Origin of the sequence: Kitasatospora sp. NPDC002965, assembly GCF_040611255.1 — a bacterium.
Lineage (GTDB): Bacteria > Actinomycetota > Actinomycetes > Streptomycetales > Streptomycetaceae > Kitasatospora.
Genome location: NZ_JBEXNT010000020.1, coordinates 57,669 through 72,747 on the forward strand (window position 1 = coordinate 57,669; position 15,079 = coordinate 72,747).

The 15,079-nt window shown below is 72.8% G+C and carries 16 protein-coding genes; 8 read left to right on the plus strand and 8 right to left on the minus strand.

Features of this window, described 5'->3' with window-relative positions; genetic code table 11:
- Positions 1-96: 96 nt before the first annotated feature.
- Together ABZY91_RS11565 and trxA are read left to right on the plus strand one after the other, a co-directional pair.
- Entirely contained in the window at positions 97-534 is a 438-nt protein-coding gene (locus ABZY91_RS11565; RefSeq protein WP_355401670.1) for a MerR family transcriptional regulator, read from the plus strand.
- A gap of 3 nt (positions 535-537) precedes the next feature.
- A complete protein-coding gene (trxA, locus tag ABZY91_RS11570) occupies positions 538-870 on the plus strand; it encodes a thioredoxin (RefSeq protein ID WP_329949590.1) in 333 nt (110 codons plus the stop codon).
- 25 nt (positions 871-895) lie between these two features.
- On the opposite strand, the gene ABZY91_RS11575 is transcribed toward trxA, so the two are convergent.
- A complete protein-coding gene (locus ABZY91_RS11575) occupies positions 896-1,693 on the minus strand; it encodes an SURF1 family protein (protein ID WP_329883432.1) in 798 nt (265 codons plus the stop codon).
- Positions 1,694-1,724: 31 nt separating this feature from the next.
- Positions 1,725-2,723: a DEDDh family exonuclease gene (locus tag ABZY91_RS11580; RefSeq protein ID WP_355401672.1), complete on the minus strand. Its 999-nt coding sequence runs from the start codon at positions 2,721-2,723 to the stop codon at positions 1,725-1,727.
- 182 nt (positions 2,724-2,905) lie between these two features.
- Here ABZY91_RS11580 and ABZY91_RS11585 point away from each other — a divergent pair, with 182 nt between their 5' ends.
- From ABZY91_RS11585 to moaA, 4 genes are all read left to right on the plus strand, one after another.
- A complete protein-coding gene (locus ABZY91_RS11585) occupies positions 2,906-3,949 on the plus strand; it encodes a zinc-dependent alcohol dehydrogenase family protein (protein ID WP_355401674.1) in 1,044 nt (347 codons plus the stop codon).
- A gap of 249 nt (positions 3,950-4,198) precedes the next feature.
- A complete protein-coding gene (locus tag ABZY91_RS11590; RefSeq protein WP_355401676.1) occupies positions 4,199-4,555 on the plus strand; it encodes a DUF485 domain-containing protein in 357 nt (118 codons plus the stop codon).
- On the plus strand, positions 4,552-6,210 hold the full coding sequence (locus tag ABZY91_RS11595; RefSeq protein WP_355401678.1) for a cation acetate symporter: 1,659 nt from the start codon (positions 4,552-4,554) through the stop codon (positions 6,208-6,210). Before ABZY91_RS11590 ends, ABZY91_RS11595 begins: the two co-directional genes overlap by 4 nt.
- Positions 6,211-6,302: 92 nt before the next feature.
- Entirely contained in the window at positions 6,303-7,292 is a 990-nt protein-coding gene (gene moaA / locus ABZY91_RS11600; RefSeq protein ID WP_355401680.1) for a GTP 3',8-cyclase MoaA, read from the plus strand.
- 36 nt (positions 7,293-7,328) lie between these two features.
- Here moaA and ABZY91_RS11605 read toward each other — a convergent pair whose 3' ends face one another.
- The 6 genes from ABZY91_RS11605 to ABZY91_RS11630 form a co-directional block, all read right to left on the minus strand.
- Entirely contained in the window at positions 7,329-7,589 is a 261-nt protein-coding gene (locus ABZY91_RS11605) for a hypothetical protein (RefSeq protein WP_329949593.1), read from the minus strand.
- 298 nt (positions 7,590-7,887) lie between these two features.
- The gene (locus tag ABZY91_RS11610; RefSeq protein WP_329883439.1) at positions 7,888-8,271 is read right to left on the minus strand and encodes a DUF3099 domain-containing protein; all 384 of its coding nucleotides are present in this window, start codon (positions 8,269-8,271) and stop codon (positions 7,888-7,890) included.
- A gap of 105 nt (positions 8,272-8,376) precedes the next feature.
- Positions 8,377-8,922, minus strand: a complete 546-nt coding sequence (locus tag ABZY91_RS11615) for an RNA 2'-phosphotransferase (protein WP_355401682.1) — start codon at positions 8,920-8,922, stop codon at positions 8,377-8,379.
- Between the two features lie 30 nt (positions 8,923-8,952).
- The gene (locus ABZY91_RS11620; RefSeq protein WP_355401684.1) at positions 8,953-10,356 is read right to left on the minus strand and encodes a metallopeptidase TldD-related protein; all 1,404 of its coding nucleotides are present in this window, start codon (positions 10,354-10,356) and stop codon (positions 8,953-8,955) included.
- A complete protein-coding gene (locus ABZY91_RS11625; protein WP_355401707.1) occupies positions 10,356-11,903 on the minus strand; it encodes a TldD/PmbA family protein in 1,548 nt (515 codons plus the stop codon). The genes ABZY91_RS11620 and ABZY91_RS11625 overlap by 1 nt, the downstream gene beginning before the upstream one ends.
- Before the next feature lie 141 nt (positions 11,904-12,044).
- Positions 12,045-13,190: an MBL fold metallo-hydrolase gene (locus tag ABZY91_RS11630; RefSeq protein ID WP_355401686.1), complete on the minus strand. Its 1,146-nt coding sequence runs from the start codon at positions 13,188-13,190 to the stop codon at positions 12,045-12,047.
- Between the two features lie 333 nt (positions 13,191-13,523).
- Between ABZY91_RS11630 and fabG the strand changes: the two genes are divergently transcribed.
- Together fabG and fabI are read left to right on the plus strand one after the other, a co-directional pair.
- Positions 13,524-14,243: a 3-oxoacyl-[acyl-carrier-protein] reductase gene (gene fabG / locus ABZY91_RS11635; RefSeq protein WP_355401688.1), complete on the plus strand. Its 720-nt coding sequence runs from the start codon at positions 13,524-13,526 to the stop codon at positions 14,241-14,243.
- Position 14,244: 1 nt separating this feature from the next.
- The gene (fabI, locus tag ABZY91_RS11640) at positions 14,245-15,012 is read left to right on the plus strand and encodes an enoyl-ACP reductase FabI (RefSeq protein WP_329883444.1); all 768 of its coding nucleotides are present in this window, start codon (positions 14,245-14,247) and stop codon (positions 15,010-15,012) included.
- Positions 15,013-15,079: the final 67 nt, after the last annotated feature.

A 15,079-nucleotide genomic window follows, 5' to 3' on the forward strand; every position in this document is an offset into this window, starting at 1 on the left:
CCCTGGCGTTGACGTCGGCGTCAAGGTCTACCGTCGTTCCCGGCGCCCTTCGGACAGCGGCCTTCGGACGGCGGCCGGAAGGGCGAGGATGCGGTCATGCGGATCGGTGAACTGGCGAGGCGGGCGGGGACGACCACCCGGGCACTGCGGTACTACGAGCAGCTCGGGCTGCTCCCGGCCCGGCGGGCCGGCAACGGCTACCGCGCGTACGGCGAGGAGGACCTGCGGCTGCTCCGGCAGATCCGCACGCTGCAGGACTTCGGGTTCGGCCTGGAGGAGACCAGGCCGTTCGTGGAGTGCCTGCAGGCCGGTCACCCGCACGGGGACTCCTGCCCGGCCTCGCTGGAGGTCTACCGGAGGAAGCTGGCCGAACTGGACGAGTGCATCGACCGGCTCCAGGAGGTCCGTACCCAGGTGGCCGGGCAGTTCGCCCGGGCCGAGCGGGAGCGGGACGAGCTGGCGGTCGGCACCGTCGGAGAGCCGCCGCAGTGCGAATGGGCCGCGCAGCCGGCAGTCGAGTGGGAGGAGAAGTAGACCATGGTGCAGATCGCAGGGGTCGCGGAGGTCACGGACGAGACCTTCGCCGCGGAGGTCCTGGCGGCCGAGGGGCCGGTGCTGGTGGACTTCACGGCGGACTGGTGCCCGCCCTGCCGGCAGATGGTGCCGGTGCTGGCGGACATCGCGAGGGAGGAGGCGCACCGGCTGACCGTGGTCAGCCTGGACGTCGACCGCAACCCGGAGACCCAGGCCGCGTACGGGGTGCTCTCGATGCCGACGCTGATGGTGTTCAGGGGCGGGGAGCCGGTGAAGTCGGTGGTCGGTGCCCGGGCCAAGGCCCGGCTGCTCCGCGACCTCGCGGACGTCCTGTAACGGGCTCAGGCGGGCTCAGGCGGGCTCAGGCGGGGACGGCGACCGGGGCGACCTCGGCCTCGCCGGCCTCCTTGCGCCGGTCCTTGGCCTCGCGCCGCGCCATCACCCAGAACCCGACCGGGATCATCGCGGTGAACAGCCACCACTGGATCGCGTACGCCATGTGCGGGCCGATGTCGGAGTGGTTGGGCTCGGGCAGCAGCTCGGGCTCGTCGGCCGGCGCCGGCACGGTCGCGGTGAGCTCCAGGTAGCCGCCGAGGAGGGCGGCACCGGTCTCCCTGGCCTGCTGGGTGGAGCTGATCAGGTTGAACTGCCGGTCCGGCAGGCCGGCGCGGTCCTTGAGGCCGTTGCCGGCGGCCTCGTCGGCGCGCAGCCGTCCGGTCAGGGTGACCTGGCCGGACGGCGCGGCCGGGACGTCCGGGTAGGTGACGGCGGAGGTGCCGGAGGCCACCCAGCCGCGGTTGACCAGGACGGTGCCCCTGCCGCCGTCGAGCACCAGCGGGGTGATCACGAAGTAGCCGATCTTGTCACCGCTGGAGTCGGTCCGCTTGCGGACCACGAACTCGTGCTCCGGGTCGTACTGCCCGGTGGTGGTCACCGCGCGCCAGGTGAGCCCCTTGGGGACGGCGAAGCCGGGTTCCGCCGAAAGGGTCTCGTACGGGACGGGCCGGTCGGTGAGGGCCCGGGCGATCAGCTCGTTGCGGTCCACCCGCGCCTCGTGGCGGTGCAGTTGCCAGAACCCCAGCCGGATGGTGGTGGGGATCAGCAGCACGGCGACCAACAGGGTGATCAGCCAGCGCCGGGAGAGCAGAAAACGGTACACATGGGCACGGTACGCCCACCTCACAACCGGCTCACGCACCGGGGTGCGGGGCGACCTCGCGCAGGAGCTGGAGGAAGGCGTCCTCGCCGATCACCGGGGTGCCGACCTCGCGGGCCTTGCGGGCCTTGCCGCTCCAGCTGCCCGGTTCGTTGGTGACCAGCAGGCTGGTGAGCCGGCTCACCGACGAGGCGATGTGCAGGCCCGCCTCGACGGCGCGGTCCTCCAACAGCTCGCGGTCGGTGGAGGTGTCGCCGGTGAACGCCACGCGCATGCCCTGGACCAGCGGCCCGCCGTCCTCCCAGCGCCCGGGGTTCGGGTACGGGCAGGCGGGGCGCTTGCGGGCCTGGCGGTAGGCGGCACCGGTCCAGTTGCCCCGGGCGGGCGAGGCCGGCTGGTCGTCGCCGAGGTCGGTGACGGCCACGCAGGTCTGCAGCGGCAGCGGGACGCCCCCCTGACGGGCCAGGTGCAGGCTGGGCCGGAACGCCTCGGCGAGCACCCGGGCGTCGTCCAGCGCGTTGTGCGCCTGCTGCTGGAGGACGCCGAAGTGCCGGGCGAGCGACGAGAGCTTGCCGTTGGGCAGCGGCAGCCGGAGGTCGCGGGCCAGCACCATGGTGCAGATCCGCTGGTCGACCGGGGCGCGCAGGCCGGCCCGGGAGAACTCGCGGGAGATCATGTTCCAGTCGAAGAGCGCGTTGTGGGCGACCATCACCCGGCCGCGCAGCCGCTCGGCGAACTCGCCGGCGATCTCCGGGAAGGTGGGCGCGCCCACCAGCAGGTCGCTGGTGAGGCCGTGGATCCAGACCGGTCCGGGGTCGCGCTCGGGGTTCACCAGCGTGTACCAGTGGTCGGTGACGGTGCCGTCCTCGTCCAGTTGGTAGACGCCCGCCGAGATGACGCGGTCCGAGCGGCCGAGGCCGGTGGTCTCGACGTCCACCACCGCGAAGCCCTCGGCGGGGGCGGCGGAGCGCTGGGCCGGGACGGGAGCCGTCCGCGGTACCGCGCCGGGCGTCTCGGGCTGGATCGCGTACATGGTCCAACAGAATAAGGCCCGCGGGCGGTGCGCCGCCGCGATACGGGTGGGACCGGTGCCGCTCGGAATGTTGGACGGGGCGGGCCGGAATAGAGTGGGCGGAGTATTCGTCGTACACCTGGTCGAATATCTGCCGGTCGCCCGCCGCACCCCGCGGGCGCCTCTCCGAAGGACGAACCCTCATGCGCGCCACCGTGATCCACGGCCCCAGTGACATCCGGATCGAGCAGGTGCCGGACCCGGTCGTGCAGCAGCCGACCGACGCGGTGGTGCGGGTGGTGAACGCCTGCATCTGCGGCAGCGACCTGTGGGCGTACCGCGGTGTCGCGGCGCGGGTCGCCGGGCAACGGATCGGGCACGAATTTCTCGGTGTGATCGAGGAGACGGGCGCCGAGGTGCGCGACTTCGAGGTCGGCGATCTGGTGGTCGCGCCGTTCGTCTGGTCGGACGGCAGGTGTGATTTCTGTCGCGAGGGGCTGCAGACCTCCTGCCCGCACGGCGGCTTCTGGGGTCAGGTCGGCTCGGACGGCGGGCAGGGCGAGGCGGTGCGCGTCCCGTGGGCGGACGGCACGCTGGTGAAGCTGCCCAGGGAGGCCCAGGGCGACGAGAAGCTGCTGCCGGGCCTGCTGGCGCTCTCGGACGTGATGGCGACCGGGCACCACGCCGCGGTCTCCGCGCGGGTCCGGCCGGGATCCACCGTGGCGGTGGTCGGTGACGGCGCGGTGGGCCTGTGCGGCGTGCTGGCCGCGCACCGGCTCGGCGCCGGGCGGATCATCGCGCTCGGCCGGCACACCGCCCGGACCGACCTGGCCCGGCGGTTCGGGGCCACCGACGTGGTCGCGGAGCGCGGCGACGCGGCGATCGAGGCGGTCCGGGAGCTGACCGGCGGCCAGGGCGCGCACTCCGTGCTGGAGGCGGTCGGCACCGAGGAGTCGATGCGCACCGCCGTCTCGATCGCCCGGGACGGCGGCGCGGTCGGTTACGTCGGGGTGCCGCACGGCGGCAGCGCCGGCGTCGACATCGGGCAGATGTTCGGCCGAAACGTTTCGCTGAACGGCGGGGTCGCGCCGGCCCGCGCCTACATCCCCGAGCTGCTGCCGGACGTCCTCTCAGGGGCCATCGAGCCGGGCCTCGTGTTCGACCGCACGGTGGACCTGGAGGGCGTGCCGGACGGCTACCGGGCGATGGACGACCGCTCGGCGCTGAAGGTGCGGATCACGTTCTGACGCCTCCAAGTTGACGCTTTTCGAGGGGCGGCACCGCAGTCCGGTGCCGCCCTTCGGCATGTCCGGATACGTCTGTTTTCGGCCAATCGGCTAGTGCAACGGAGTGAACGTCTGGCTGATCACGGTCAACCTCTTTCGGCCCGCGCGCCACCCTCCTAGCATTGCGCGGCGCGCATCCGGACTGTGACGCCGCTCACGTCCGATCGTTCCACTGGTGCGACCACTACGCCGAAGGAGTGAGGAGTCAGAGTGGAATCGCCGCCGATCACCACCACCGCTAGGGAAACCCAACTCATCGAGGAGGGCGCGGAGTTCCGCGCCCTCCGGCGCTCGTTCCGGAACTTCGCGTTCCCGGTCACCATCGGCTTCGTCCTCTGGTACCTGCTCTACGTGCTGCTCTCCAGTTACGCCCCCGGCCTGATGGGCACCAAGGTCGTCGGGCACATCAACATCGCCCTGGTCCTCGGACTACTGCAGTTCGTCACCACTTTCGCCATCGCGGCCTGGTACGCGCGCTACGCGGACCGGAGGCTCGACCCACCTGCCGCCGCCATCCGCGAGGCGCGCGGCGCGGTGGTCCACGCCCCCCGGGAGGCCGCCGAATGACCCTGCTCGCCAGCCATACCGCGAGCGCCGTCGCGCTCGCCGACCCCCTCACCCTCGCCGCGGGCGCCACCGAGCACCGCGGTCTGACGATGACCCTGTTCGGCCTCTTCGTGCTCGCCACCCTCGGCATCACCGTCTGGGCCGGGCGGCAGACCAAGGACGCTGCCGACTTCTACGCCGGCGGCCGCAGCTTCTCCGGCTTCCAGAACGGTCTGGCCATCTCCGGCGACTACATGTCGGCCGCGTCCTTCCTCGGTATCGCCGGAGCCATCGCGCTCTTCGGCTACGACGGCTTCCTCTACTCGATCGGCTTCCTGGTCGCCTGGCTGGTCGCGCTGCTGCTGGTCGCCGAGCCGCTGCGCAACGCCGGCCGCTACACCATGGCCGACGTGCTGGCCTTCCGGATGCGCCAGCGGCCCGTCCGCACCGCCGCGGGCATCTCCACCATCGTGGTGTCGATCTTCTACCTGCTCGCCCAGATGGTCGGCGCGGGCACCCTGGTCGCCCTGCTGCTCGGCGTCAGCGGGGACAGCGCCAAGCGGTGGACGATCGTCGCCGTCGGCGCCCTGATGGTCGTCTACGTCGCCATAGGGGGCATGAAGGGCACCACCTGGGTGCAGATCGTCAAGGCCGTGCTGCTGATCGCCGGCACCGCCCTGATGACCGTCCTGGTGCTGGCCAAGTACAACTTCAACATCTCCGCACTGCTCGGCGCCGCCGCCGACGCCAGCGGCAAGGCCAACGCCTTCCTCGAACCCGGGCTGAAGTACGGCGCCACCGGGACCAGCAAACTCGACTTCATCAGCCTCGGCCTGGCGCTCGTGCTGGGCACCGCGGGCCTGCCGCACATCCTGGTCCGCTTCTACACCGTGCCCACCGCCAAGGCGGCCCGGAAGTCGGTGCTCTGGGCCATCGGGATCATCGGCGGCTTCTACCTGATGACCCTGGCGCTCGGCTTCGGCGCGGCGGCCCTGGTCGGGCCCAAGGCGATCAAGGCGGCCAACGCGGCCGGCAACACCGCGGCCCCGCAGCTCGCCGAGACGCTCGGCGGCGGCTCGGGCACCACCGGCGGGGCCGTCCTGCTGGCGGTGATCTCCGCGGTCGCCTTCGCCACCATCCTCGCCGTGGTGGCCGGCCTCACCCTGGCCTCCTCGGCCTCCTTCGCGCACGACCTCTACGCCAACGTCATCCGGCGGGGCAAGGTCACCGAGCGGGAGGAGGTCAACGCGGCCAAGTGGGCCGCCGCCGCGATCGGCGCGGTGGCGATCGTGCTGAGCCTCTTCGCGGACAAGCTCAACACCGCCGCCCTGGTCGCACTGGCCTTCGCGGTGGCCGCCTCGGCCAACCTGCCCACGCTGCTCTTCTCGCTGTTCTGGAAGCGCTTCAACACCGCGGGCGCGGTCAGCTCGGTCTACGCCGGTCTGATCAGCTCGGTGGTGCTGGTGGCGTTCTCCCCGGTCGTCTCGGGTGGCAAGAACTCGCTCTTCCCGCACTCCGACTTCCAGTGGTTCCCACTGGAGAACCCCGGCCTGGTCTCCATCCCGGTCGGCTTCCTGGCGGGCTGGATCGGCACCGTGCTCTCGCGCGAGCCGGCCGACCCGGCGAAGTACGCTGAACTGGAGGTCCGCTCGCTGACCGGACTGGGCGCCCACTGACGAACGGCCGATGGCTAAGCTGGCCCGGCCCGCCGCGACGGCGGGCCGGGCCGGTCGCTGTCCAGGGCCGCCACTCTCGGGAAGGGACTGCCGTGCTGCTCGACACCTTCGGCCGCCGCGCCGTCGACCTGCGGGTCTCCCTCACCGACCGGTGCAACCTGCGCTGCACCTACTGCATGCCGGAGGAGGGCCTGCAGTGGTTGGCCAAGCCGGAGCTGCTCACCGACGAGGAGATCGTCCGGCTGGTGACCGTCGCCGTCCGCGACCTCGGCGTCCAGGAGGTCCGCTTCACCGGCGGGGAGCCGCTGCTGCGGCCCGGCCTGGTGGCCGTCGTCGCCGCCTGCGCCGAGCTGGCGCCGCGCCCCGAGCTTTCGCTCACCACCAACGGCATCGGCCTGGCGCGGACCGCGGGGGCGCTGCGCGCCGCCGGCCTCGACCGGGTCAACGTCTCGCTCGACACGCTGGACCCGGACACCTTCCACACCCTCACCCGGCGCCGCCGCCACCAGGACGTGCTGGACGGACTGGCCGCCGCCGAGGACGCCGGGCTGACGCCGGTCAAGCTCAACGCGGTGCTGATGCGCGGGGTCAACGACCACGAGGCGCCCGAGCTGCTCGCCTGGTGCCTGGAGCGCGGCTACGAGCTGCGGTTCATCGAGCAGATGCCGCTGGACGCCCAGCACGGCTGGGACCGCTCGGCCATGGTCACCGCGGAGGAGATCCTGGACCGGCTGACCACCAGGTTCACGCTCACCCCCGAGTCGTCCGCAGGCCGGGGCGCCGCTCCCGCGGAGCGCTGGGTCGTGGACGGGGGTCCGGCCCGGGTCGGGGTGATCGCCTCGGTGACCCGCCCGTTCTGCCGCGCCTGCGACCGGACCCGGCTGACCGCCGACGGGCAGGTGCGCAACTGCCTCTTCGCGAGTGGCGAGACCGACCTGCGGACGGCGCTGCGCTCGGGGGCCGACGACGCCGAGCTGGGGGCGCTCTGGCGCCAGGCGATGTGGGGCAAGAAGGCCGGTGCCGGGATCGACGACCCGGAGTTCCACCAGCCCGACCGCCCGATGTCGGCGATCGGCGGCTAGGGTCCGGCCCTGGTCGCCGGTCGGACCGTGCCGGGCTCAGCCCTCTGCGGGGGTGCCGTCCGTGGGGGCGCCCTCTTCGGCGCTCCGGTCGGTGAAGGCGACGACCTCCTTGAGGAAGCCGCGCACGCCCAGGAACTGGGAGAGGTGCTCGCGGTGCTCCGGGCAGGCGAGCCAGGTCTTGCGGCGGTCCGGGGTGTGCAGCTTGGGGTTGTTCCAGACCAGCACCCACGCGGCGTCGGACCGGCAGCCCTTGGCGGAGCAGATCGGGGTCTGCGGCTGGGTGTCCGGGAACAGCATGGCGTCGTCCTCAGGCGGTCGGCGGGTGGGTCGTCACCGCCAGTCTGTCACGCGCCCGGAGGGGGTCCGTCCGCCGTCCGGCGGGCCTGCGGCCCCGCGGTGCGCGCGGGCATGGCGACGCCGGGCAGCCACGGGGGGAGCCGCCCGGCGTCGGTCCGTCGCTCCGACGGGGGATGCGGAGCGCGTACGCAGTATGTCACGGTCCGACCCGGGCATGGGGAGGTCTTGCATGATTAATCTGAGCTTCTTCTGAGCTTTCTGTGGAATGCAACGGTGGAAAACAGCTCAAAACGGGCAGTCAGTTCGACGTCTGTGAAGAATCGGTGGGCATGCGCTCGGCCACATCGGTACCGTGCGTCACACCGGACCCGCCCCTCCCGCCGGGGCCGAGCATCAGCGGAGTGGTCGGCGGCACGTCGAAGGTGGAGGGCAGACCCGGCGCCCGTTCCCGGCCCGCGTTGGCGATCAGCACCGCGAAGTACGGCAGCAGCACCCCGCCCGCCAGCGCCGCGACCGCCACCCAGCGCTGGACGTCCCACAGCACCACCGCGAGCAGCACGCAGACCGTGCGCAGCAGCATCGAGGCCACGTAGCGGCGCTGCCGCCCGCGGACGTCCTCGGTCAGGCTGCTGCGGGCCCCCGTGATCCGGAAGACCTCGTCGTCGCCGGCGCTCTTTCCCATGTCCAACCGCCCTCGTCCGCGCACCCGCGCGCCTCGCCGCGCGGCCTTCTCACGGTACGCCGCGGGGCGACCGGCGACGAGACCGGGTCGGACGGACACGCGCCCCTACGGCTGGGAGAGGTACTCCGGCGGCACCACGTCGGTCAGCCAGACGCCGTTGGCGCTGATCCGGAACTCGTGGCCGGCCGCCGCCATCGCGGCGGCGTCGACCTCCAGCACCACCGGACGGCCGTGCCGGGCGCCCACCCGGGTGGCCGTCCCGGTGTCGGCGGACAGGTGGACGTCCTGCCGGGCCATCGGCCGCAGGCCCTCGCGGAATATCGCGTCCAGGCTCCGGGCGGCGGTGCCGTGGAACAGCACCGCCGGGGGCGCGGCGGCGGCCAGACCGAGGTCGACCGCCACCGTGTGCCCCTGGCTGGCCCGGATCGAGAGGCCGTCCTCCGAGTAGGCGAAGCGGCGTTTGTTGTTGGTCGCCACCACGTGGTCCAGCTCGACCCGGGTGAGCCGGGTGCCCCGGGCCGCCAGGGCGGCCAGCAGGACGTCCACCCGGACCCAGCCGGCCCCGTCCAGCGTCACCCCCACCCGCTCGGGCTCGTGCCGCAGGATGCGGGACAGCATCTTGCTGGTCCTGACCGTGCGCTTCTCGTCCACGTTCCTCGTTCCCTCCCCCGGCCGGCCCGGCTACGACGCCTGGCTGACCGAACTCATGTTGAAGCCCTCGACCCGCACCGGCGGCATCGCGGTCCGGGTGAACCAGTCGCTCCACTCGCGCGGCAGGCAGCGCTCGGTGCGGCCCACCTCGGTGATCCGGCCGAGCAGTTCCACCGGCGACTCGTTGAACCGGAAGTTGTTCACCGCACCGACCACCCGGCCGTTCTCCACCAGGTAGACGCCGTCCCGGGTCAGACCGGTGAGCAGCAGCGTCGCCGGGTCCACCTCGCGGATGTACCAGAGGCAGGTGAGCAGCAGCCCCCGCTCGGTCCGGGCGATCATCTCCTCCAGGGTCGGCGCCGCCGCCTGGTCGGCCGTCTCCAGGACCAGGTTGTCGACCGCCGGGCGCAGGGCGAGCGACGTCAGGCCGGCCGAGTGGCGGCTGGTGACCAGCCCGGCCAGCTCGCCGTCCCGGATCCAGTCGGTCCTCGACAGCGGCAGGCCGTTGTCGAAGACCGAGGCGTCGCCCTCGGTGGCGTGCGCCAGCACGAACGGCGCCGCCTCCAGGCCGGGCTCGTCCGGGTCGGAGCGCAGCGTCAGCGGCAGCCCGCTGAGCTTGTCGCCGATCCGGGTGCCGCCGCCGGGCCGGGAGAAGACCGTCCGGCCCTCGAAGGCGTCCCGGCCGCCGGCGGACCAGTTCAGGTAGACCATCAGGTCGGCGACGGCGGAGGGCGGCAGCAGCGTCTCGTACCGGCCGGCCGGCAGGTCGATCCGCCGGGCGCCCCAGCCGAGCCGGGTGGTCAGCCCGGCGTGCAGGGCGGTGACGTCCACGTCGGAGAAGTCCCGGGTGGCGGCGCCGGCCCAGGCCGAGCCGGACAGGTCGGCGGTCTTGGCGTTCAGCTCGACCGTGCCGGTCGGCTGGTCGTGGCGCAGCCGCAGGCCGGTGGAGGTGCCCAGGTAGCTGGAGACCAGCTCGTGCCGGGCGAAGCCGTACAGCAGTTCGCCCTGGGCGGCGGCCCGGGCGAAGGCGGTGCCGAGGGCCGGCGCGAACTCCTCGAAGACCGCGACCGACGTCTCCGCCGGGGGCTCGGTGAAGTGCGGAGAGGCCGGCTGGTCGGCGACCGTGACCAGGGGCTGGGCGTCCTCGGCCGGCCCGGCCGCGCGGGCGGCCTCCTCGGCGGCCCGGACCAGGTCCGCCACGTCGTCGGACGTGACGGCCTCGCGGGAGACCACGCCGGAGGCGGTGCCCTCGGCGCCGGCCACCGTGGCGATCACGGTGAGCCGGCGGCCCCGGGTGACGCCGTTGGTGGTCAGCGCGTTGCCCGCCCAGCGGAGGTTGGCGGTCGACTCCTCGTCGGCGATCACCACGCAGCCGTCGGCGCGGGAGAGTCCGAGTGCCAGCTCGACGAGTTCGTGGGGCTGCATCGCGGTCATCAGTGACCCGCCTCCTGCTGGGTGTTGAGCACGTTGACGTTGCGGAACAGCGCCGAGGGGCAGCCGTGGCTGACCGCCGCGACCTGGCCCGGCTGCGCCTTGCCGCAGTTGAAGGCGCCGCCCAGCACGTAGGTCTGCGGCCCGCCGACGGCCGTCATCGAGCCCCAGAAGTCGGTGGTGGTGGCCTGGTAGGCGAAGTCCTTGACCTGGCCGGCGAGTTCGCCGTTCCGGATGGCGTAGGCGCGCTGCCCGGTGAACTGGAAGTTGTACCGCTGCATGTCGATCGACCAGGAGCGGTCCCCGACGATGTACAGGCCGTTCTCGACGCCCTCGAACAGGCCCTCGGTGGACGGGCCGTCGGCGGCCGGCCGGAGCGAGACGTTGGCCATCCGCTGGACCGGGACGTGCGCCGGCGAGTCGGCGAAGGCGCAGCCGTTGGAACGCTCGAAACCCTTCAGCTTCGCCATGCCGCGGTCGAGCTGGTAGCCGGTCAGGACGCCGTCCTTCACGAGGTCCCACGACCGGGTGGCGACACCCTCGTCGTCGAAGCCGATGGTGGACAGGCCGTGCTCGGCGGTGCGGTCGCCGGTGACGTGCATCAGCTCGGAGCCGTACTTCAGCGAGCCGAGCTTGTCGAAGGTGGCGAAGGACGTCCCGGCGTAGGCCGCCTCGTAGCCGAGCGCGCGGTCCAGTTCGGTGGCGTGGCCGATCGACTCGTGGATGGTCAGCCAGAGGTTGGACGGGTCGACGACCAGGTCGTAGCGGCCCGGCCGGACGCCCGGCGCCTTCATCTTCTCGGCCAGCAGGACCGGCAGCTCGGCCAGCTCGGCGTCCCAGTCCCAGCCGGTGCCCGTCAGGTACTCGAATCCGCGCCCGACCGGCGGGGCCAGCGTCCGCATCGAGTCGAAGGCGCCGGTGCGCTCGTCCACCGAGGTGGCCTCCAGCACCGGGTGCAGCCGGATCCGCTGCTGGGTGGTGACGGTGCCGGCGGTGTCCGCGTAGAACTTGTTCTCCTGGACGGTCAGCAGGGTGGCCTGGACGTGCGAGACGCCCCCGGCGGCCAGCAGCCGCGAGCTCCAGTCGGCCAGCAGCGCCGTCTTCTCGGCGTCCGGCACCTCGAACGGGTTCACGTCGTAGGCAGAGACCCAGGTGGCGTCCGGGTAGACCGGCTCGTCGGCCAGCTCCACCCGGTCGGTCGACCCGGCCGCACGGCTGATCCCGCCGGAGAGCCGGGCCACCGCGACGGCCTGCTCGGCGACGCCCGCCGCCGCCTCCGGGGTGAGGTCGACCCCGGCGGCGAAGCCCCAGGCGCCGTCCAGCAGCACCCGGACGGCGAAACCGAGCTGGAGGCTGTCGGAGGTGCCGGACGGCCGGGCGTCGCGCAGCCGCCACGAGGCGCTGCGGACCCGCTCCAGGCGGAAGTCGGCGTGCTCGGCGCCGAGCCGGCGCGCGCGGTCCAGGGCGGCGTCGGCGAGGGCGCGCAGCGGATAGCCGAGGAAGAGCGGGTCGACGGCGCGCGGGGCGCCGGCGCTGCTGGTCGGGGGCAGCGGAGGCAATCGGGCTCCCTGGTCGGGCGGAATGGCGGTGCGGGCACCCGGGATGCAGGGGTACCCGCACGGCATCATTTCCCGTCAAAGGGCTTTGGGCCAGCGCATTTCCCCCGTGACACGCGCAGCTCCGCGGTTCCGCTACCCGACCGCCTCCCACCAGCCGTCCAGCTCCGGCGGGTTGTCGACGTCCACGCGCTCACCGGGGCGCGGCACCGCCAGCCGTACGCCCTGCTCCTTGGCCTCGACCAGCAGCCGCTCGACCGGCTCGGCCCACGGGTGCAGGCCGAGGTTGAAGGTGCACCAGTGGACCGGCACCAGCAGGTCCGCGCCCAGCTCGCGGTGGGCGAGCACGGCGTCCTCCGGCGTCATGTGGATGTCCGCCCAGGCCGGGTCGTAGGCGCCGACCTGGACCAGCGCGGCGTCGAACGGGCCGTGCTCGGCGCCGATCCGCCCGTAGCCCTCGAAGTAGCCGGAGTCGCCGGTGTAGAAGACCTTGCGGCTCGCCCCCGCGACCACCCACGAACCCCAGAGCGTCGTGTTGCGGGTCAGACCGCGGCCGGAGAAGTGGTGGGCGGCGGTCAGCGTGAGCGCCAGCTCGCCGAGCGTGCAGGTCTCGTCCCAGTCCAGCTCGATGATCCGGTGCTCCGGCACCCCCCAGCGGCGCAGGTGGGCGCCGATGCCGAGCGGCACCGCGAACGGTGCCGACTGGCTGCGCACCAGCCGGCGGACGGTCGCCATGTCCAGGTGGTCGTAGTGGTCGTGCGAGATCAGCACCGCGTCGACCTGCGGCAGCTCCTCCAGCTCCACCGGTACCGGGTGCAGCCGGCGCGGGCCGACCTGCGTGGCGGGGGAGCAGCGCTCGCTCCAGATCGGGTCGAGCAGCACGCGGGAGCCCTCGATCTCGACCAGCGCCGAGGCGTGCCCGTACCAGGTGATCGCGACACCCTCGGCGGCCGGGCCCGCCCCGCCGGCCGGCCGGACGGTCGGCACCGGGAGGCGCGGCGTCCGGCCCTCGCGCTGGAACAGCATCCGGCGCACCGTGTCCCCGTCGAAGGACGGAGCGCCGGCCGGCCGGGCCAGCTCGGAGGGCGCGTTGTGGAAGACGCCGTCGCGGTACTGCGGCGAGTTGCGCAGCCGCTCCTCCCGCTCCCCGTCCGGCCGCCGACCGAACGCCGCCGGCAGGTCGCGCAGCGCCCAGGCGACCGCTCCCGCACCGGCCGCCAGCGCGGCCAGGGCCAGCAGTCGTCCGCGCCGGTGGGTGGTCCCCGGCTGTGCCTCGCTCATCCGCGCTCTGCCTCCGCTCGTCGCCGGGGCCTGGTCCGGCGTTGCTGTGCGGCGGCCCCGACTCGTACCGCACCACGGGGGCAACGGGTGCACCCCGCCGCCGGGTTCCCGATCCGGCACGCAGCGGACACCACAACGCCGCGCCGGCGGTCCGGCGGATCGGGCGAAAATGGCATGGGCACGGATTGTCGGATACCGACAGTTCCTTTGGTGCGGCGCTGTGGGAGCTCGATTCGCCGCCGCGCCGGGCCGACCGATAGCGTCACACCGCGTACATGATTGCGACGTACGCGGACATCACGGCGTACGCACACTACGGAGAGAGGTGGATCGTTGAGCCGCTCGGTTCTCGTCACCGGAGGTAACCGGGGCATCGGCCTCGCGATCGCCCTGGCCTTCGCCGAGGCGGGCGACAAGGTCGCCATCACCAGCCGGTCGGGCGAGGTGCCCGAGCAGCTGGCCAAGTACGACGTGCTCGCGGTTCGCTGCGACATCACCGACAGCGCCCAGGTCGACGCGGCACTGACCGAGGTCGAGGGCGCGCACGGCGCGGTCGAGGTGCTGGTCGCCAACGCCGGGATCACCCACGACACGCTGCTGCTGCGCATGTCGGAGGAGGACTTCACCTCCGTCCTGGACACCAACCTCACCGGTACGTTCCGCGTCGTCAAGCGCGCCTCCCGGCTGATGATGCGCGCCCGCAAGGGCCGCATCGTGCTGATCTCCTCGGTGGTCGGCCTCTCCGGCTCGCCGGGCCAGTCCAACTACGCCGCCTCCAAGGCCGGTCTGGTCGGCTTCGCCCGCTCGCTGGCGCGCGAGCTCGGCCCGCGCAACATCACCGTCAACGTGGTCGCCCCCGGCTTCGTGGACACCGACATGACCGCGGTGCTCAGTGACGAGCGCCGCGCGGAGATCGTCGCCGGCGTGCCCCTGGGCCGCTACGCGGCGCCCGCCGAGGTCGCTTCCACCGTGCGGTTCCTCGGTTCGGACGAGGCCGCGTACATCACCGGAGCCGTCATTCCCGTCGACGGCGGATTGGGCATGGGTCACTGACATGAGCGGAATCCTTGAGGGCAAGCGGATCCTCGTCACCGGTGTGCTGATGGAGTCTTCCATCGCGTTCCACACGGCCCGGCTGGCCCAGGAGCAGGGCGCGGAGATCATCCTCACCGCCTTCCCGCGGCCGAGCCTCACCGAGCGCATCGCCAAGAAGCTGCCCCACCCGGTGAAGGTCCTCGAACTGGACGTCTCCAGCGAGGAGCAGCTGGCCGGCATCGCCGACCAGGTCCGCGAGCACCTGCCGAGCCTGGACGGCATCGTCCACTCGATCGGGTTCGCCCCGCAGGACGCCCTCGGCGGGAACTTCCTCAACACCCCGTGGGAGTCCGTGGCGACCGCCATGCAGGTCTCGGCGTTCTCGCTGAAGTCGCTGACCATGGCGCTGCTTCCGCTGATGCAGGACGGCGGCTCGGTCGTCGGTCTGACCTTCGACGCCCAGTTCGCCTGGCCGAAGTACGACTGGATGGGCCCGGCCAAGGCCGCGCTGGAGGCCACCTCCCGCTACCTGGCCCGTGACCTCGGCCCGCGCGACATCCGCGTCAACCTGGTCTCGGCCGGTCCGATCGGCTCGATGGCCGCCAAGTCCATCCCGGGCTTCGGCGACCTGGCCGCCACCTGGGACAACCGCTCGCCGCTGAAGTGGGACGTGAGCGACCCGGAGCCGGCCGGCCGCGGCGTCGTCGCCCTGCTCTCGGACTGGTTCCCGAAGACCACCGGCGAGATCGTCCACGTGGACGGCGGACTGCACGCCATCGGCGCCTGACCACCCGCGTCCCGCGCCACCGCCCGGCTCTCCTTCGTCGAGGAAGGGGCCGGGCGGTGTGCTGTCC